General features: G+C 43.8%; 21 protein-coding genes. 16 read left to right on the top strand and 5 right to left on the bottom strand.

The window, feature by feature from the left end; translation table 11 throughout:
* Positions 1-35 precede the first annotated feature (35 nt).
* From F0232_RS02830 to F0232_RS02795, 8 genes are all read left to right on the top strand, one after another.
* Positions 36-692: a Qnr family pentapeptide repeat protein gene (locus F0232_RS02830; protein WP_105058552.1), complete on the top strand. Its 657-nt coding sequence runs from the start codon at positions 36-38 to the stop codon at positions 690-692.
* A gap of 119 nt (positions 693-811) precedes the next feature.
* Positions 812-1,243, top strand: a complete 432-nt coding sequence (locus F0232_RS02825) for a GNAT family N-acetyltransferase (protein ID WP_105058551.1) — start codon at positions 812-814, stop codon at positions 1,241-1,243.
* A gap of 538 nt (positions 1,244-1,781) precedes the next feature.
* The gene (locus F0232_RS02820; RefSeq protein ID WP_017065190.1) at positions 1,782-2,225 is read left to right on the top strand and encodes a PTS sugar transporter subunit IIA; all 444 of its coding nucleotides are present in this window, start codon (positions 1,782-1,784) and stop codon (positions 2,223-2,225) included.
* A 29-nt stretch (positions 2,226-2,254) separates the two neighbouring features.
* Positions 2,255-3,658 carry a PTS mannitol transporter subunit IICB gene (locus tag F0232_RS02815; protein ID WP_061032009.1) on the top strand — a complete coding sequence of 468 codons (1,404 nt, stop codon included), beginning with the start codon at positions 2,255-2,257 and terminating at the stop codon, positions 3,656-3,658.
* 48 nt (positions 3,659-3,706) lie between these two features.
* Entirely contained in the window at positions 3,707-4,978 is a 1,272-nt protein-coding gene (locus F0232_RS02810) for a zinc-binding dehydrogenase (RefSeq protein WP_061032010.1), read from the top strand.
* Between the two features lie 52 nt (positions 4,979-5,030).
* A complete protein-coding gene (locus tag F0232_RS02805; RefSeq protein ID WP_048609996.1) occupies positions 5,031-5,549 on the top strand; it encodes an MltR family transcriptional regulator in 519 nt (172 codons plus the stop codon).
* Positions 5,550-5,559: 10 nt separating this feature from the next.
* Positions 5,560-6,294: a nucleoside/nucleotide kinase family protein gene (locus F0232_RS02800; protein ID WP_105058548.1), complete on the top strand. Its 735-nt coding sequence runs from the start codon at positions 5,560-5,562 to the stop codon at positions 6,292-6,294.
* 15 nt (positions 6,295-6,309) lie between these two features.
* Complete coding sequence (locus tag F0232_RS02795) at positions 6,310-7,056, top strand: phosphatase (protein ID WP_105058547.1); 747 nt, start codon at positions 6,310-6,312, stop codon at positions 7,054-7,056.
* Positions 7,057-7,165: 109 nt separating this feature from the next.
* Here the strand turns inward: F0232_RS02795 and F0232_RS02790 are convergent, their stop codons facing one another.
* On the bottom strand, positions 7,166-7,381 hold the full coding sequence (locus F0232_RS02790) for a hypothetical protein (RefSeq protein ID WP_102424727.1): 216 nt from the start codon (positions 7,379-7,381) through the stop codon (positions 7,166-7,168).
* 448 nt (positions 7,382-7,829) lie between these two features.
* On the opposite strand from F0232_RS02790, the gene F0232_RS02785 reads away from it, so the two are divergent.
* Positions 7,830-8,090 carry a DUF5062 family protein gene (locus F0232_RS02785; RefSeq protein WP_017072477.1) on the top strand — a complete coding sequence of 87 codons (261 nt, stop codon included), beginning with the start codon at positions 7,830-7,832 and terminating at the stop codon, positions 8,088-8,090.
* A gap of 90 nt (positions 8,091-8,180) precedes the next feature.
* Here the strand turns inward: F0232_RS02785 and F0232_RS02780 are convergent, their stop codons facing one another.
* A complete protein-coding gene (locus F0232_RS02780; RefSeq protein ID WP_105058546.1) occupies positions 8,181-10,418 on the bottom strand; it encodes a hypothetical protein in 2,238 nt (745 codons plus the stop codon).
* 331 nt (positions 10,419-10,749) lie between these two features.
* Here F0232_RS02780 and F0232_RS24985 point away from each other — a divergent pair, with 331 nt between their 5' ends.
* Both F0232_RS24985 and F0232_RS02775 read left to right on the top strand, forming a co-directional pair.
* Complete coding sequence (locus F0232_RS24985) at positions 10,750-10,905, top strand: DUF5993 family protein (protein WP_162884309.1); 156 nt, start codon at positions 10,750-10,752, stop codon at positions 10,903-10,905.
* 9 nt (positions 10,906-10,914) lie between these two features.
* Positions 10,915-11,454, top strand: coding sequence for a disulfide bond formation protein B (locus F0232_RS02775; protein ID WP_061032015.1), 540 nt, complete (start codon positions 10,915-10,917; stop codon positions 11,452-11,454).
* An 82-nt stretch (positions 11,455-11,536) separates the two neighbouring features.
* On the opposite strand, the gene dpaL is transcribed toward F0232_RS02775, so the two are convergent.
* The 3 genes from dpaL to F0232_RS02760 all read right to left on the bottom strand — a co-directional run bounded on the left by dpaL (position 11,537) and on the right by F0232_RS02760 (position 13,907).
* The gene (gene dpaL, locus F0232_RS02770; protein ID WP_105058545.1) at positions 11,537-12,715 is read right to left on the bottom strand and encodes a diaminopropionate ammonia-lyase; all 1,179 of its coding nucleotides are present in this window, start codon (positions 12,713-12,715) and stop codon (positions 11,537-11,539) included.
* A 108-nt stretch (positions 12,716-12,823) separates the two neighbouring features.
* Positions 12,824-13,207 (bottom strand): RidA family protein, encoded by a 384-nt coding sequence (locus F0232_RS02765; protein WP_004732389.1) that lies wholly within the window; start codon positions 13,205-13,207, stop codon positions 12,824-12,826.
* A gap of 22 nt (positions 13,208-13,229) precedes the next feature.
* Positions 13,230-13,907 carry a transcriptional regulator gene (locus tag F0232_RS02760; protein WP_017068123.1) on the bottom strand — a complete coding sequence of 226 codons (678 nt, stop codon included), beginning with the start codon at positions 13,905-13,907 and terminating at the stop codon, positions 13,230-13,232.
* A 324-nt stretch (positions 13,908-14,231) separates the two neighbouring features.
* Between F0232_RS02760 and F0232_RS02755 the strand changes: the two genes are divergently transcribed.
* The 5 genes from F0232_RS02755 (at position 14,232) to F0232_RS02735 (ending at position 19,278) form a co-directional block, all read left to right on the top strand.
* Entirely contained in the window at positions 14,232-15,395 is a 1,164-nt protein-coding gene (locus tag F0232_RS02755) for a Xaa-Pro peptidase family protein (RefSeq protein ID WP_061032017.1), read from the top strand.
* Positions 15,396-15,478: 83 nt separating this feature from the next.
* The gene (locus tag F0232_RS02750) at positions 15,479-16,249 is read left to right on the top strand and encodes an aspartate/glutamate racemase family protein (RefSeq protein WP_061032018.1); all 771 of its coding nucleotides are present in this window, start codon (positions 15,479-15,481) and stop codon (positions 16,247-16,249) included.
* Between the two features lie 23 nt (positions 16,250-16,272).
* Positions 16,273-17,235 carry a DMT family transporter gene (locus tag F0232_RS02745; protein WP_061032019.1) on the top strand — a complete coding sequence of 321 codons (963 nt, stop codon included), beginning with the start codon at positions 16,273-16,275 and terminating at the stop codon, positions 17,233-17,235.
* Positions 17,236-17,316: 81 nt separating this feature from the next.
* Entirely contained in the window at positions 17,317-18,312 is a 996-nt protein-coding gene (locus tag F0232_RS02740; RefSeq protein ID WP_061032020.1) for a DMT family transporter, read from the top strand.
* Positions 18,313-19,278, top strand: a complete 966-nt coding sequence (locus tag F0232_RS02735; protein WP_239940056.1) for a DMT family transporter — start codon at positions 18,313-18,315, stop codon at positions 19,276-19,278. It abuts the gene before it with no gap.
* Positions 19,279-19,295 lie beyond the last annotated feature (17 nt).

The raw sequence follows: 19,295 nt of genomic DNA, 5'->3' as shown, positions 1-19,295 counted from the left end.
GTGGTAGTCTTAGCTTAATTTCTTTAGGGGGCTAAATGGACACTAATAACAGTACTTATCATCACCACAATTTCGCTCAACAAGATTTGTCCGATATGACTTTCACAGCATGTACCTTCATTCGCTGTGACTTTAGGCGTTGTAACCTACGTGACACAACCTTTATCAATTGTAAGTTCATTGAGCAAGGTGATATCGAAGGGTGTCACTTTGGTATTGCCGACTTACGAGATGCAAGCTTCCAGAATTGTCAGTTGGCAATGGCGAATTTTAGTAACGCGAATTGTTATGGTATTGAGCTACGTGAATGCGACCTGAAAGGGGCGAACTTTACTCGTGCTAACTTTGCCAACCAAGTGAGCAACCGCATGTACTTTTGCTCGGCGTATATCACAGGCTGTAACTTGTCCTATGCTAACTTTGAACAGGCTTGTTTAGAAAAATGTGAGCTGTTTGAGAACCGTTGGATAGGGACTTACCTTACAGGAGCGTCATTAAAGGAGTCGGACCTGAGCCGCGGTGTATTCTCTGAAGATGTATGGGGACAGTTCAGTATGCAGGGAGCAAACTTGTGTCACGCTGAATTAGAAGGGTTAGATCCTCGAAAGGTGGACACATCGGGCATCAAAATTGTCGCTTGGCAACAAGAGCAACTGCTTGAAACTATGGGTATTGTGGTAATGCCTGATTAATAGGGTTAGCGAAATCTTTGATTAACCGAGAAAAGACGGTTGTTTTGCTTTTCTAACCACTGCTAGACTACGGTTTCGCGGCTGCACATGTTTATATTCAGTTCAATCTAGAGAAAATTATGACTATAGAAAATGTGCTTCCTGAAGATTATGCAGAAATGCTTAAGGTTTGGGAAAATTCAGTCCGAGCAACTCATGACTTTATTACAGAAGAAGATATTGAGTTTTTTAAACCCATCATCATGGAACATGCGTTCCCTGCGGTTTCTTTGAAATGCGTTAAAAATGAAAGTGGTTCGATTGTTGGCTTCGTGGGTGTTCATGATGCAAAAGTCGAGATGCTATTTGTTTTGAATGAAGTTCGAGGACAAGGAGTAGGTACGGTGTTGTTGCAACATGCGATTAAGCAGTTAGCAGCCACCAAAGTTGACGTCAATGAGCAAAACCCGCAAGCGGTAGGTTTCTATCAGCACATGGGGTTCAAAATTGAATCACGCTCACCACTTGATGACATGGGGAAACCATTTCCAATTCTGCATATGACGCTGTAAGACTCGGTTGTCGTATCACTCGGTTGTAATCAACCACAGTCGCTAGAAGAAAAGCCCAAAGCTAATAACTTTGGGCTTTTCCGTATTTGAACCAATGATAACCAAACTATCCATTTGAGGCAGACTTGAATTGGTGCGTGAACGAGATGTCACTTACTTACAAGTGGGTTGTGCTTGTATTTCATACGGGATCTTGGTCACTGATTTAAGCGCGTCAAACCATTAAAACGACCAAATTAAATGTAATCATTATCACAATTAATGCGTGGTCAATATGCGTAAATAGATCTTTATCACGTTCGTGATATTTAACTTTAATTCTTAATCTGATTGCTCTATCAAGTTTACAGTATTGACTTGTTGTTAATAATAAATTTGTAATTAAATTTCATGATAAATATGAGAGGTAGAGAATAACTAATCATTTGACAGTAAAGTTTAAGTGATGGAAGTCTCATTTTGTTGCCATTTCTCTATTCCTCAACTTCCATTGATAATAATCCCAACAACTACGAACAAAGAATAACTGGGATATATTATGCTTTATGACCTTATTGACCACGACTTAATTGATGTTATTAACCACTCTGAATATAAGTGGGAAGATGCTGTTAAGGAAACAACTCGTTACCTGCAAGACAAGGGGTACGTTACCGATAACTACGCAGACGCGATCATTCAGTCAACGCATGATAATGGACCTTATTACGTTCTTTGTCCAGGTATTGCTATGCCTCATGCCCGTCCAGAAGCAGGTGTACTAAAGACAGGTCTTGGTATTCATGTCTTTTCTAACCCGGTGGATTTTGGGTCTGATATGGGGCCTGCCAATGTCTTATTAACATTAGCTGCAAAGGATTCAGATACACACATAGAGGTTATTCAAGCGCTGAGCGAAATGCTGGTTGATGAAGAAAACATTGCCAAGCTGGCTGCTTCTTCTTCAAAAGCTGAAGTGCTTGAAATTATTAAAAGTTACTAATAATAACCTTTGAAAATAAGGAATATAACGTGTCTACAAATATAAGAGCCAAAGTGCAAGCTTTTGGTGGTCATCTGACTGCCATGGTATTGCCAAATATCGGAGCCTTCATTGCTTGGGGCTTTATTACTGCATTATTTATCCCAACAGGTTGGATGCCGAACGAGTATTTCGGTGAGCTTGTTGGTCCGATGATTACCTATTTATTACCGTTACTTATTGGTTATACCGGTGGCCAAATTGTCGGTGACAAGCGTGGTGCTGTAGCGGGTGCCATCGGTACTATGGGTGTTATCGCTGGTGCGGAAATCCCAATGTTTGTTGGTGCAATGATCATGGGTCCATTGAGTGGCTGGGTGATTGTCCAAATCGATAAACGCCTACAAGACAAGATCCCTTCTGGTTTCGAGATGGTGGTAAACAACTTCTCGCTAGGTATCTTCGGCATGCTGATGTGTCTATTTGCCTATGCGATTGTTGGCCCTGCTGTGACTGCAGCGAACCTTTTCGTTAAATCAGGCATCGAAGCGTTGGTTGCGACTGGCTTCCTACCGTTACTTGCGATTATTAACGAGCCAGCAAAAGTCTTGTTCCTTAACAACGCTATCGACCAAGGGATCTACTACCCACTAGGTCTACAAGCGGCGGCGGAAACGGGTAAATCTATCTTCTTTATGGTGGCGTCTAACCCTGGTCCTGGTTTAGGTATGCTTTTGGCTTACGCTAAGTTTGGTCAAGGTCTAAGTAAGAAATCAGCACCAAGTGCCATCATCATCCACTTCTTCGGTGGTATTCATGAGCTGTACTTCCCATACGTGCTAATGAAGCCAATCATGATTCTCGCGATGATTGCAGGTGCAGCGACAGGTATTGCAACGTTCAACCTACTTGATGGTGGTCTAGTTGCAGGCCCAAGCCCAGGCTCAATCTTCTCTTACCTAGCATTAACACCAAAAGGCAGCTTCTTCGCAACTATCGCCGGTGTAATAACAGCAACGATTGTGTCTTTCCTAGTGGCAAGTGCAATCCTGAAAGTTAGCAAGAAGACAGAATCTGAAGATGAGTTCGAGCAATCTGTGACTGACATGAAAGACATGAAAGCAGAAGGCGTAGTGGCTAAAGCTCCAACAGCAGCGGTAAAAGCAGAAGCTAAAGACATCAAATTCGTCGCCTTTGCATGTGATGCAGGCATGGGTTCAAGCGCGATGGGGGCATCAACCTTCAAGCGCAAACTCGAAAAAGCCGGCTTTAATGTTGAAGTGAAGAACTTCGCAATCGAAAAAGTGCCAAGCAACGCGGACGTGGTGGTGACCCACGAGAGCCTTGAGAGTCGCGCAATCAAAGCAACAGGTCTTCCTGTGGTGACTATCAAGAACTTCCTACATGACCCAGCATTAGACAACCTAATGGACACCATCGGTCAGCAAGCTTAATTAATATTCTGGGGTCAGGTATTGGCCCCACTTTTCGGAGATAAAATCATGGTTCAAACAACTGCAGCGGTAATTTGTGGTGAGAAAGACGTTCAACTAAGAACCTTCGATCTACCAAAGATTTCAGATGATGAACTGCTGGTTAAAAACGTTTCAAACAGCATCTGTCTATCGACTTACAAAGCGGCGCTCCTCGGCAGTAACCACAAACGTGTGCCTGAAAATATTGCTGAAGTACCTGTAATGACAGGCCATGAATACGCAGGTGTGATTGTAGAAGTGGGCGCTAACTTACAAGACCGTTTCAAACCAGGTGAACCATTTGTACTGCAGCCAGCAATGGGCTTGCCAACAGGCTACTCAGCAGGCTACAGCTACGAGACATTTGGTGGTAATGCAACCTACTCAATTATCCCTAAAGTTGCGATTGATTTAGACTGTGTGCTGCCATACAAGAGCTCTTACTACGCAAACGCATCACTTGCCGAGCCAATGTCTTGCATCATCGGTGCGTTTCACGCTAGCTATCACACCACGCCTTACGTGTATGAACACCAAATGGGTATTAAAGAAGGTGGCGCGCTAGCACTTCTAGCGTGTGCAGGCCCTATGGGTATTGGTGCGATTGATTACGCGATTAATGGCCCTGTGAAGCCAAGCCGTATTGTGGTGACTGATATCGATGAAGCTCGTCTCGCACGCGCAGAAAGCCTTATCCCGGTATCAAAAGCGACCGAGAATGGTATTGAACTCCATTACGTAAACACAGCGAAAATTGATGATCCTGTTACGTACTTAAAAGAACTCAATGACGGTAATGGCTATGACGATGTCATGGTATATGCGGCGGTTGCACAGGTGCTTGAGCAAGCTGATGAGCTATTAGGTAACGATGGCTGTCTGAACTTCTTTGCGGGTCCAACGGACAAGCAATTTAAAGTACCGTTCAACTTTTACAATGTGCATTATGAATCTACGCATATTGTAGGAACCTCTGGCGGTTCAACAGGGGATATGGTTGAATCCATTGAACTTTCGGAAGCGGGTAAGATCAACCCATCATTTATGCTAACTCACGTTGGTGGCTTACAGGCGGCACCTCACACTATCCTAAATCAACTGGATATTCCTGGTGGTAAAAAGCTAATCTACCCGCATATTGACCTGCCACTGACGGCAATTGATGAATTCCACAAGCTAGCAGAACAAGACCCGTTCTTCGGCGAACTAGACCGAATTTTGAAAGACAACAACTACGTTTGGAACGAACTGGCAGAGAAAGCACTGCTTGAGTTCTACGGCGTTAGCCTAACGGCGTAATCGATGATTTCGTGGCAGCTACACTGCTGCCACGACCAATAAGGAACATGTTATTACGGTGCAAGACGAATTATTAGATGCCTTAGAAGAGTGTGAAACCGCCACTTGTTTTATCCAAGCATCTCATAAGCTGATTAGCGTTAAGTTAAAGCATTTGTTACCAAGGGTATTTGTTCAAGATCCTTTGGTGATTGAGTATGCCGTGACCCCTCTACTCAAAGAGGATGGTCCTTTGGTCGAGATTGATGTGGTATCAAAGCTGATGTTTGCGATGGGTAAGATCTCACTAGAGAGTTACGCAGATATTAACTTGTTTGACCAAATGCACGGTTTTGTCGCGCAGCAACAAGAGCCAATTTCGTTTAGTGATGATGTCATTTACGACTTCATCACTAATCAAGCGACGCTCTCGAAGAGCGACGGCAGCATCTATCTTGATTCGATTAACCAGTTAAAATTTTCATCATTCGACTCCTTTTCTCAAGCTCGCTATGAGTCACTGGTCAAAACCGTGTTGAAACTCGCTTGCGAAGGTTTGTTAGAAACCGTGGAGAACGAAATCTTAGATTAAGGCTTTTCATATGAAAGTTTCCCTAAATGTCAGTGGCTTTGAGACTGAAGCTGTATTCCCAGATAACAATATCGAACAAATTCATAAGCCATTGGTTGAAAAGTTTTCTCGCCTTTACCAAGAAAAAAACGAACGAACGGTGATATTCCTGGCTGCGCCTCCCGGCAGCGGGAAATCGACCTTAGCGGCATTTTGGGAGCATCTATCCCAAACCATTCCTAATGTCGTGCCATTACAGGTGCTGCCTTTTGATGGTTTCCACTACCCAAATGAGATTCTTGATTCGAATTACACCATGCGCGGTGAAGAGAAGATAAAGCTGCGTAGTATTAAAGGCGCACACGAGACCTTTAACCTCACATCCCTGATAGACAAGCTAAAAAAGCTCAAAGTCCAAGACCCGAAATGGCCATACTATGACCGTAACCTACATGATCCGGTTGATGATGCTATCACTGTTGAAAAAGAGATTGTGGTGATTGAGGGGAATTGGCTTCTGCTCGATGAACCAGTATGGAGTGGGTTGAATGAGCTGGCTGATTTCACCATCTTCATCGATACCGATCCTAAGTTTTTAGAAGAGCGTTTAGTGAACCGTAAGATTCGTGGTGGCTCAACGCCTGAAGAGGCCCTCGCTTTTTATCAAAGTTCAGATTCTAAGAATGTAGACATGGTTTTAAATCATTCTGTAAAAGCGGACCTGACTCTATATATGAACCAAGATGGTTCTTTTGATATCAATTAATTCTAGGAGGTCGCTATGAAGATCGTCGTCGACAGCCATACTCATACTCTTGCCAGCGGCCATGCTTACAGCACTATTATTGAGAACGCTAAAGCAGCACAGGGTAAGGGGCTAAAACTTCTTTGTACAACGGATCATGCTCCTGAAATGCCGGGTGCCCCCCACTACTGGTTTTTCAACAATCAAAGAATTTTGCCCCGCTTTCTTCACGATGTTGGAATCCTTCGTGGAGTGGAAGCAAATATCACCAACATTGAAGGAGACTTAGATCTCGCCCCTTCAACCTATCAGCACCTTGACTGGACCATTGCGAGCTTCCACGAGCCCGTATTCCCTCCATCCACAGAAGAGATACATACTCGAGCCCTCATTAATGCAATTGAGGGGGGAAAGGTTGATGTACTTGGGCACCTTGGTAACCCAAATTACCCGTTTGATATTCGAGCCGTGCTTGAGTGTGCTAAACAGCACAATGTGGCGATTGAGGTGAACAATACCTCTTTGACTGGAAAAAGCCGCAAGGGAAGTGATGTACGCTGCTCTAAAATCGTCGAAATCGGTAAGGGAGTGGGCGTGTATTTTTCAACAGGCTCAGATGCTCACTTCTGTGAAGAGATTGCGCATTTAGATCTCGCAATTACGCTCTTGGACAAGCATGAAGTACCTGAAGAGAAAGTAATCTCGACTTCCACATCGCGCTTTCTTAACTTTTTGTTATTAAGAGGAAAGAATCGGATTGAAGAGTTTGCAGATCTTTATTGAGAGTGGGTTATAAAGTGATTCGCTTCTGAAGTAAAAACGCCCAAAGTGGATAACTTTGGGCGTTTTCTTTCTATCATTCTAGGTGCTTAAGAGTGACCTGGATATTTGATTAGTGCATACCCGAACGCATTTTGTCGGCAAGGGCAAAGAATACAAACAGCACAAAACACACCAAAGCAACGCATAATGAAATTAATATCGTTGTGGCATCTTTTGTCATTAATGGAACCACGATAGAAGCTAATGCTATCAAGATAACAAGGATATGAACGATTCGTCCGGGGATAGGATTTTTATGACAGAATGAAGCCCATAGGTAACGCATTATTAACACCAGTACAAGATTATTGAGTCTATTTTATTTATTTAATGAGTATTTTGTAAATAACTTTTCTTTACGGGTGACTGTAAATATGATCTAAGTCGACATGGTATAAAACTAGTTAAATAACAGTGGTTTATCTATAGAAAAGAGAGTGCTTATTATTTTTATAAGAAAACATAGTATTCGGTATTTTGTTGGATATTAAGCTAAAATTCGCTCCGTTTTGATTTCTGGGCTTAAGATCTCACTTATTGAGTATTTTGTTAAGATACCGTTTGCGTATTGATTTCCGCCCTGTACATGTCAATTAGGCTGGTATCTATTTAGGGGCTGGAATTCGTTTAATGTCATTTATCAAAGAGAGTGTTCGAATTGAGAGCGCGGTAATCTTGTCTTAGATTCAGTTTGGTATACTCAAGGTTCAATCTACGAAGATGATGGAGATGATATGTCGAAAACCGCGAAGATCATGAATGAAGATAAGCTGGTTAAGAAGGCTCTAGAAGTCGGTTTTAAAATGGCAAAGTTGCAAGGTTTCGATTTGCCGAACTCATCTCAACCAATCAAGGTTAAGGCTGTTTATCTATTTCTTGTTGAAGTTAATCAAATCACTCCGTTACCAGACAGTAAGTTGGATGGTGCAAATATTAAGAAGCGCCTAGCGTTATGGATACACAACGCTTTGCCTGATAATGATCCTCTGAAGTAAGCAGAGACTAACTCGTTTTTATGTGTAAAACCTAGCGATCACTCGCTAGGTTTTTTGGCTTTATGGTGATCAATTCAAGTTCGAGATGCTTCAATAAAGTAGTATCAAACCTTGGTAGCCAGCGATCTGTATTTCATCGACATATTCTCCTACTATTCCGTTAGCACTCACGGGCTTCATTGGTGGGTCTAATCGAATCGAGATTTTTCCTGCAGCATAAAAGTCAGCATTTTTCCCATAAAAATCGGTGCGATAGAGAACTCGTCCATGCTCAAACTCTCTGGCTATCACCATGTCTTCTGGACCGCCTTCTACAACCTGTTTATCTGATTGATAAAGGAAATAGGTGTGAGTCGGTAGCAGTGAAACCTTGCCATTAGGTAAGTCTTGATGAGTGACCTGGGATTGCGGAGTGTTGCCAACAATCGTGTAATCCTCAGATTGTGGAGTACGAGTTGAGAGCATCAATGAGATAGGTTCAAACCCCGAAGGAATCACACCTGAAGGTTTTCCAAGAGTGATATCGAGCAATGCTGTGGGCTTATAAGCCATGTTTTTGGGTACGCCCGGTTTCCAGAAGTTATCTGTTGTGGTGTTGTTGCTCCCATACACGTAACTGTTGTTCCATTGATTGAAATAGCTGTGTTCAGGGTGGTAGTTGAGGTAATAGACAGCGAGAGTTGAGTACTGGTCTTGTTGCCAATTCTCTTGGTTGTTTCCAAAGAACTGCACTCGTCCATAGCGCGTAGTGGCTTGTTGAATAACCTTCGCCCCTGAATAGCCGAGTGCTGAGTTATCCCAAAACTTCGATAGCCCGCCATAGCCGCTAAAGCCCGTTGACGGAAATATATAGTGCTCCCTGAAATACAGGTTTCCTGCATCGATAAGGTGCGCTTGCCCATTTCGACCATAGAGGTTAGCCGTTCCAATGTTGAGCCCGATTAATGGTTTGTCATTAACGGCAGTCAATCGTTTGAGAAAGGCGGTGAACTGTTGTTTATAGCGTTCATCCGCTTCAGTTGAGCCTGCGATAGCATCAAGCTCAGCGATGTTTCCCCCAGAGTAAATATCAAATTGATTGCTACCTAAGAGCTTATTGGTGTCATCGTTGTAGGCGCCACGGAGCCCTAGTTTTGTCCAGTGTTGACCATAATAACTGCCCATTGCCATCAATAGCCCGGGATTAGCCAGATTGGTTAGCGACCATGACGAATTTTGGTCCCACATTCGACCAAAAGGAATAACACGGGACTGCCAACGAAATCGAGCTGTGGCAGATTTGTTGCTTCGGTTTTGGTATTCAGCAGGAGATAAATAGTTGTCGTCGTTGAGATCGGCCGATTGGTCGAAACCACGAATTTTTCTCCAATGCGTTGTTTTATCGGGAGAGCGGTTATTTACTGCTGCTGATGACAAGTATTTTGGAGCGACTTTCGGAAAGTTATCTCCGAGTTGAACACGGTTTAAACGAGGTCGAATATGATTTGCGTGGCCTTGCCAGCGCACTCTAACAACGTATAAACGCCCACCATCACGGACAAAAGATGAGCCAAAAAATTGGCCGCCACCATAACTTTGGCCACTCCCATCATGAGTGCTTGCTCGTACCCAATCTGCGGGTAATAGCCAGTTTACCGCTTGGTTCTGAGTCATGTTCTTGGTGCCATCTTCCGTTATTTCGATTTGAGACCAATCGGTCACATGATTCTCAGCATTCATCAAAGATGGATATTCAATCCGAAATTTTCCTCCTTGTGCAAAGCGTGAAAATTCAAATTCTAAATGGTCAAACTTTTCAGAGTGATAAATGTAGAGCGCCCCCCCTTGTTGGAAATGTTCAAAGACATCGGTATCCCAAGGTGTGGGTTGATAAAGGGCAAAACCTGCGTGCATTTCGTCTGCGGTATAACCAACGAGCATAGGCTTGCGGTTTAATAGAGTGTTCTCACCATGAGTCGGGTCAGGCTCTGCAAGGATGGTGTCTTCTGAAAAGTGTAGAAAAAAGTCTTCGTAATCGATGTCGTATCGTTCAGCGATGTCTCTAATCTCGTTTTCGAATGGGCCTGAATTTAACTCTAACTTTTGGTTGTACATGTAGCCTACGGCCTGGACTTTGGTGTTGAGGCTCGGTTCCGCATTCGCTCCAAACATCAAATCACTATTGTTGAGCTCCCAATCAACCACATCGTGGGCTGATATTTCATTGCCTTGCAAGTCGATCCCTTGCTGATGTTGACTGGGTAGAACGATCGTGTAGTTGGCCCAAATGATATTGGGAAAGGTAAGGCCGGTAAGAAAAATGGCTGAGACTAATCGTGTTGTTTTCATTATGTTTCCTAGCCATTCACTCTTTAAGTGTTATCCCTGTCTCGTAAGTGTAGCCAATCGTAATATCTATGTTCTGTTTCCGGTTATGTCTAATGCTGAGCGGTGCTCACTTTGCTTATATCGGCGTGTTACTTGCATCTTTGGGTAGGGAAAGCACTCTGTTAGTAACAGTAACTTGACAGGTTAGAGCTTGCTAACAAGTATTAAGTTGATGATTTTAAATCCGTAATCCATAGGTTTTCCGAAATTGAATGATTGAGGGCGTAGGTGTGGATATTCATTTTGACGTTCAATATGACTGGACTTGATAAATAGCGAGGGAATACCTCTTATGATGTCTTTACTGTTTCTACTATTACTCGTGGCGATGTTATGCGCTTTTTTCGAGAAGAAGACCGCGGCTTATGGCTTTTTTGCGGGCTCTGTGATCCTTGGGTTGTATTGGTTCAATCACCATGCGACTGATTCATTACCCATCTTATTGTAAGGAGCTAACATGAATCGAAATCAGTTAACGCTCCTAAATACGCTTGGCCTACTCGGCATGACCGCAGTGCTGTTGATAGGCTTTATCCTTCAATTTGTGCTTCATGAGTTGCCTTGCCCGCTGTGTTTGTTGCAACGTATCGGTTTCGTGATGGTTGCGTTTGGCTTCATGTTGAATGTGGTTTATGGGCCCCAACCTCGTCACTATGGCATTGTTTTGATCGGGGCCTTGTATGGTGTCGCCACCTCACTACGGCAGGTATCGCTGCATGTGATTCCAGGCACGCCTGGCTATGGTAGTCCTATCTTTGGGATGCACTATTACACTTGGGCTTTCGTGTTATTTGCTGCGACCATATTAGCGGTTGCTGTCATTCTAATATTGACTAATAAAGAGCCATCGCAGGAAGCGTATAAGATGAGTAATTTGGGGCGTGTGGCGTGCTTATTAGCCATCGTCGTGGTTGCACTCAATGCCATCGCTACCTTTGTTGAGTGTGGTCCTTATCAGTGTCCAGATAACCCAGTGAGCTATTGGTTACTCAACTAACTCACATGGTAGTTATCAGCAAAAAGAGAAAGCCACAGCGCTTTGCTGTGGCTTTGTTATTTTGGTGTCTTTTAGATATCAATTAGTTCGATTGATGCAAACCGTTCCAAACTATATCGCGGTAGCGTGCTTGGTTCGTGTCGCCTTCTGTACTAAAGACCATGATGGTTGCATCTCGGTTTAAACCTAGCTGATCACGTACTGCTTGGTCTGCACCTTCACGACAAAGTTGGTACAACAGACCTAACGTAATTGCACCTGACTCACCACTGACAATTTGGCTATCGCCGTGTAATGGGTTTCCTAAAACTCTCATACCATTCGCTGAAACACTGTCTTCAACCGATACAAAATGGTTGCTGCAATCGCGGAGTACTGGCCAAGTCACGGGATTTGGCTCACCGCAAGCAAGGCCTGCCATAATCGAATTCAATTCACCCGATACATTGACCATTTCGCCTTTCACACCTGAGCGGAAGATACAGTCTGCTGCAGCTGGCTCAGCAATAATGGTTTCGAAAGTGCCCGCACCTAGCTTATCAACTAAGTAGCCCAATACACCGCCAGCCATTGCGCCAACACCTGCTTGTAAAAAGACGTGAGTGGGTGACCCAAACTCTGATGCCTGAACTTGTTCAACGGCTTCATCTGCCATTGTCATGTAGCCTTGTGAAATCCATGTTGGGATTTCTTCATAGCTGTCCCAAGCGGTGTCTTGAACAAGCATCCAACCATTGTCTTGCGCAGTTTGGTTCGCCATACGTACCGTGTCGTCATAGTTAACTTCTGTCACGATACACTCGGCACCTAGGCCTTGGATACGGTTTACACTCGCTTGAGATGAGCCTTTTGGCATATAAACTACGGCTTTTTGTCCCATTTCACGAGCTGCCCACGCTACGCCCGTACCGTGGTTACCCGCAGTCGCTGTGGTAAATACCAATGGTTTATCTAATTTTGAAGCCACCGTTTTAAGGTTGATCTCAGAGATATCAATACCTAGGTGTTTAGCTAATTGACGACCAAGTGCGTAAGAGCCACCCAGCACTTTAAAGGCATTTAAACCAAAGCGTTTTGATTCGTCTTTCACCAAGATGGCTTTGACGCCCAATTGTTTTGCCAAGTTAGGAAGAGAGACAAGTGGTGTAGGTTGGTAACCTTCGATCTGGCGGTGAAACTCACGCGCTTGTTGGGCTTGAGAAGCGGTGAATAGTTCGCAGACTTGACCAGTATAGAATGAATTTTTTGATAGTTTTAACATAGGGCACACTTAGATACAGACAGATGAATTAAAGGTCATTAAGCGATGGTCAATGACCTTGTTTAGTCGTTCATAGCGACAGGTAGTATTGCGAAAAATGCTACGCGATTACTTGATGTAAGCGATCGCTTCCACTTCAACTAATGCGTCTTTTGGTAGACGAGCCGCTTCAACACAAGAGCGTGCTGGTGCATTCTCAGTCCCGAATACTTCTGTGTATACCTCGTTAAATGCGACGAAGTTTTCCATATCAGATAGGAAACATGTGGTCTTAATAACAGTGTCCAGTGAACCACCGCTTTGCTCTAGTACAGCTTTCAAATTTTCTAGTGACATACGAGCTTGCTCTTTAATGCCACCTTCAACAAACGCCATTGTTTTTGCATCAAGAGGCAGCTGACCAGAAGTGAAAATAAGGTCTTTGAATGCCATGCCTTGAGAGTATGGGCCGATTGCTGCAGGTGCTAGATCTGTATGGATTTTTGTTTTCATTTCATTTCTCTTTATAGGATTTTTAAGCTCTAAACTCGCGGATATATTTATAGATAGCGTGGCGAGTTATACCAAGACGTTCAGATACGAATGCTGTCGCCTCTTTCAATTCGAAAATACCATTCTCAAGCAATAGCTTGGTAATGGCTTTGTTTCGACCTTTCAAGTTGACTGACTCATCGTTATCGACTTCAAAAATAGCGTGCTCAAGTGCTTGCTCAATCACTTCTGTTGTTGAAGCTCCAAAGTTCTCATGCACACCCACAGGGGCATGAGCAATGTCCGGCATTAAAGTTTTTATGATCTCAGGAAACGGGTGAGACAAATTCATGTTGATACAGAATAGTCCAATCGGTTTGCCATTTTCTCCAGCTAGCACACAGGTCGTAGATTTAAGCAGTGACCCATCTTTGCTGGTGGTGAAGTAACTCTTTGGCGTGACCTCACCAGTGCTCTCAAACACACTCAGCATTTTCAGCCCTAGATCGGTGATAGGTGACCCTACTTCTCGACCTGTGTGATGACCGTTCACGATCTTCACCACTGATTTTTCAAAGCTCTCGAATGAGTGAATCACTACCTCACAATGCGGACCAATAAAGTCGGCAATAGTTTCGGCTAAGCGAAAGTTCAGTGCGAGATGCTCTCTGTCATTGTCGGTGAATTCTACGTTAAACGATTTATATGCTGATGCGTTCATTTTAGACCACTGTTGTTAACTTTAATTGCCTTTCATTATCTTTGGTTACTCGATGGATTTCAAGTTGCCAATTAACTTTATGTAACTATAAAACTATACACTCGCTCCTTGCACAAGTATAAAGTTACAAATAAGTACCTAAAATTGATCAAAATCAACAAAAATTCTGGTTTTAGATGGGTTTGGGTCACTATAGTTAACTGTAAGATCCTGGTCACATTATTTAACTGAAATGTCAGTAAGATGCTCATCGTAACGTAAACAAAATTGAACTATAGGGTCGGTTCGTAATTGCTGACCCAACAATAATAATTAGAGGCCCCAATGACTAACTACCTAAACCGAGGCTTTGAACAAGCTGAGTTTGAAAACAGAACATCACGCGCTCAAAAAGTTATGCATGAGATGAAGCTAGACGCGATGATTTTTACTACGGAACCAAACGTTCGCTATTTTACTGGTTTTCACACTCAGTTTTGGCACAGCCCAACTAGACCATGGTTCGTTGTTATCCCAGCAGAAGGTAAACCTATTGCTATTGTTCCTGAGATTGGTGCTAGCGGTATGGCAGGAACATGGGTTGAGAACATCATTACTTGGCCTTCACCAAGGCCAGAAGATGACGGCATTAGCTTGGTTGCAAGCACGTTGAACTCTTTACCTTGTCGTCACGGCAGAGTTGGCGCGACATTAGGGATTGAGTCTCACTTGCGTATGCCAGTAAATAACTACCTCAAATTAACCACCATGGTTAAGAAAGATTTTGTTGATGTGTCATTAGCGATGCATGAGCTTCGTCAGATTAAATCACAAGCTGAAATAGAAAAAACTCGCGAAATCTGTCGTATTACCAATGTGGGCTTTAGCAAAATTCCTGGGTATGCAAAAGCCGGCATGACCGAGCGCGAAATCTGTAAGCAGTTCCGTATCGATATGTTGCTAGAAGGGGCTGATGAGTGTCCTTATATCATTGCTGGTTCAGGCCCCGATGGTTACGACAGTATTATTATGGGCCCAACCGACCGCATCATTGAACCGGGAGATGTATTGATCATCGATACCGGTGCTGTTCGTGATGGTTACTTCTCTGATTTCGACCGTAACTGGGCATTTGGCTCGGCAAGTGAGCAAACTAAAGCTGCTTACCGTGCAACTTATGAAGCAACAACAAAAGGCTTCGAAGCTGCTAAACCTGGCGCTACAACCACTGATATTTACAACGCAATGTGGGGAGTATTGGAAGCCAATGGTGCATTGGGTAATGACGTTGGCCGTCTTGGTCACGGTTTAGGTATGGAGCTGACAGAGCGCCCGTCTAACACAGCAACCGATAACACAGTGCTTAAACCAGGCATGGTGATGACGCTAGAGCCGGGCATGGTTTACGCACCTGGCAAGTCAATGGTGCACGAAGAGAACATCGTGATCACGGAAGACGGTGCTGAATGGTTGAGCGAGCGTGCTGAACCCGAGCTGATCATTATTTAGCCCCTTACAAACTTAACACCCTACAAAAGCTGACTCTGGACTCCGGAGTCAGCATATAAAAACTATAAAAATACGAGTTTCTCATGCAAACAATAGAACAGTTTCGACAATTTGAAATCCCATTACACCACGTTCAGGCTCCAAGGATTGGTCGAGTTCATATCGGTTTAGTGCAGCTAAGTACTGACCACTCATTAGAGATGGACTGGGCAAAATTACTGGGCACACAAGCAGGAGTGTTTAGCTCCCGTGTTTATTACAGCAGCGAAATGACTCCAGAAGCGCTCGACCAAATTGCGGTTGGGATCAGCGAAGCATCAGATCTGATAGCGACGGGTTTATCCATGGATGTCATGGCGTTTGGTTGCACTTCAGCTTCTATCATTATCGGTGAAGAAAAAGTCGCTAACCTTCTTACGAAAAATCGCGGTGATATTCCCGCAACCAATCCATGGACAGCTGCTCAAGCCGCATTTAAGCACTTGGGTGCAAAGAAAGTTGCCGTGTTTTCCCCCTATCCAACAGAAGTGAATTTCCCTCTTTATCAACAACTGACAGCCGCTGGTTTTGAAGTTCCTGTTTTAGGTTCACTTGGCATTGAGAAAGACACTGACATTACGACGGTTTCAAAGGAATCGATGATGGAAGCGTTGAGCAAGATGTTGCCAGGCTCAGGTGCCGATGTGGTGTTTATGTCTTGCACCAACCTTCGTGTTCTTGACCACATTCAAGAGATTGAAGACCGATTTGGTATCCCTGTCGTGTGCAGCAACTCTGCGATGTTCTGGCACTGCATGCACTTAGTCGGCAACAAAGCTCAATGTCCAGGTTACGGCCAATTGCTAAATCAATAGCAAACACTGAAAGGAATTTAAAGATGAGTAATACAGTAAAAGGTTGGATTGCGGCTATTTTCATTGGCCTGTTATGGGGTGTTCCATGGATCGTTGGAACGCCTATTCTTGAAGTAATGGATGCACAAGTCTTGGTATGGGTTCGCTATACCGTAGCCTTCATTACATTGTTTGTGATTATCCAAGTCAGTAACGCTATAGGTAAACCACAGAAAAAAGTCGACTTTAAACTTAATTGGGCAAATCGACACGACATCTTCTGGGCAGCATGTTGCGGTATTATCGGTCAAGGCGCTTTCAGTTTTCTATCGTTCCTGTCTCTTGACTACATTACCGCTTCAGAAAACGGCGTAATCCAAGGCCTTATCCCAATCATCATTTTATGTGTAGGTTTCCTTCGTCATGGAGAACGCTTTACACCATTACAGATTTTAGCAGCTGTCGGTGCGTTTGCTGGTGTGGCTATCTTGGTCATGGATCCATCGGTTGAAGGCAGTGGGTTCAACATTGGTCACTTGATCTGTCTTGGTAGTGCGGCGAGTTTCTCTACGATGGCTTACGCTCGTGCAAAACTGGCTGAGAAATACGGTTCAGTGGCAACTATGTATCATCAGTTTGTTTTTGCGGCAATTGGTTTCGGTCTTTATCTATTGGTTGTCGGCGCCGATTTCTCATCAGCGCTAGGAATCTTTAGTTCTCCCCTTCGTGTGCTTTGTATTGCGATTCTAGGTGTGGGTATCTCTGGTATCAGTTACCTGATTTACATCTACGCAATGGAACGTGTTGGCGTAGATGGTACTGGTATGGCATTGAACTTAATGCCTCTATCTTCATTTGTACTCGCTGTTTTTGCTCTCGGTGAGGCAGTTACACCAATGCGATTACTTGCGATAGCCGTAGTTATTGGTTCGATGATGATGTTCATGAAGTTTGGCAAGGCGAAGAAAAAAGTGCCTCAGCTGAAAACGGCGACGGAAGCGAATTAACCACTAGTTTCTACATGTAAATCATGAATATTCAGGCGGTGTTCTGCACCGCCGTTATCAAAAATTATGGAAGATAGACAGATGAACACAACAAACAGAGACACATTTTTAGGATGGACTGCTGCCATTGCTGTTGCCTGTATCTGGGGCGTAACTGGGGTTGTATCAAAGCCACTTTCTATGGCGGTTGACCCGATGACATTGGTATTTTTCCGCTACGTTACCGCGGTAATTGGCCTTTCCATCATTTTCTTTTTTACATCACGTAGCAAAAGCTTGAGCGCTGATTTAGGTTCTTCATTGAAGATCGATACCAAAGATATTGGTCGCATTGCGCTTTGTGGCATCGTTGGACAAGGGGTGTTTTCACTGTTTAACTTCCTTTCTCTGTCTCACATTGGTGCGACTGAAAACGGTGTTATTCAAGGCATGCAGCCGTTCGCGACGGTTTTCTTTGGCATGATGTTTATGAACTTCCGCATGAACAAGATTCAGTGGGGTGCTTTTATTGCCTCTGCGGTATGTATCTATGCGATGAGTGTTGGTCCAACAAACTCCATTGAAGGTGGTACACCACTACTAGGCTATGTTTACGTGACGTGTTCAATGCTGGCGCTAGCGTGGACTGCTCACTTACGAGCGAGCCTGGCGGATAAATATGGCTCAGTCGTTTCTATGCTGTACCAATATATTTCAGTTGCTGTCATGGGCATTATTGTTGTGATCACCATGGGGTTAGACTTATCTCAGATCTACATCATATTCTCTAGCCCATTGTTGATTGCTCTGCTTATTTTCTTAGGTACAGGTATCTCTGGTGGTAGCTACTTGATTCAACTTTATTCCTTCAAACGTATTGGTGTAGAGAAAGCGACAATGGCTCTTAACCTAATGCCTTTGGTTGGTTATTTGGTGGCGGTACTAACACTAGGCGAACAGATGGCTCTGGGAAAAACCATTATCGTGTCACTGATTGTTGTAGCACTTTACGTATTCACTAAGTTCGAAACGAAACAAGAAGAGCAGACTACGGAAAGATTGCCTAGCAATAAAAAAGCAACACCGGAAGCGAGCTAAATGATGAAATCTGTGACTAAAGGTTGGATGGCGGCGATTGGCGTAGGGTTGTTATGGGGTTCTGAGGGCGCATTAGCTACCTTGCCATTACAAACCATTGATGCGCGATTGTTGGTGTGGTTACGCTACATGATGGCATTCTTTGTCTTATCTTTAGTCCTGATTTTCTCTGCAATGCTCCACAAGAAAACTCAAAGCAAACCGAAGTTGGCGTTTAGTTGGGCTAATCGGAGCGAACTATTCAAGTTGTTGGTGTGCGGTGTTGTTGGCCAAGGTTTGTTTAGCTTTCTTTCGTTTCTCTCGTTGGACTATATTTCACTGTCAGAAAATGGCGTCATTCAGGGACTTGTTCCCATCGCTATCTTAGCAATAGGTCAGCTTTTTTACGGCGCTCGATTTACTCGCATGCAAATCGTCTCTAGCGGAATTGCTTTGGTTGGCGTCACCATGTTAGTGCTCGCTCCTCCGTTTACTTCTCAAGATAGAGGGGTAAATATCGGGCACCTGATTTGTCTATTGAGTGTGCTGAGCTTTGCATCGGTGACTCATTTGCGTGCTCAGCTTGCAGAAAAATACGGTGCAACTTGCACCATGCATTATCAATTTGGTTTTGCGGCGGTTGGATTTTTCATTTATCTACTGGTTTCAGGCATTGATGTACCAAGTCTGTTACTGGTAATTCGCCCTTCTTGGTCGTTACTCTGCATTATTGTGTTGGGTGGCTTTGTATCAGGACTGGGCTACATCGCATACATATACGGCATAGAGCGTGTTGGTGTTGAAGGCAGCAGTATGGCTTTAAATCTCATTCCTATGTCTGCATTTTTCATCGCTGTTTTGGTGTTTGGAGAACCCATCACACCTTTTAGGGCGCTGGCTGTGGGCTTGATTATTGTAGCAATGACGCTGTTTGCGGCATCTAACAAGTCCCGCGAGATGACATCTAAAACAGTTTTAACGAATTAATTTTAAGTATTTATTGG

Origin of the sequence: Vibrio sp. T3Y01 (genome assembly GCF_013114525.1) — a bacterium.
Lineage (GTDB): Bacteria > Pseudomonadota > Gammaproteobacteria > Enterobacterales > Vibrionaceae > Vibrio > Vibrio chagasii_B.
The sequence above is the reverse complement of the archived record's forward strand: the minus strand, read 5'-3'. Positions and strand labels throughout refer to the sequence as shown.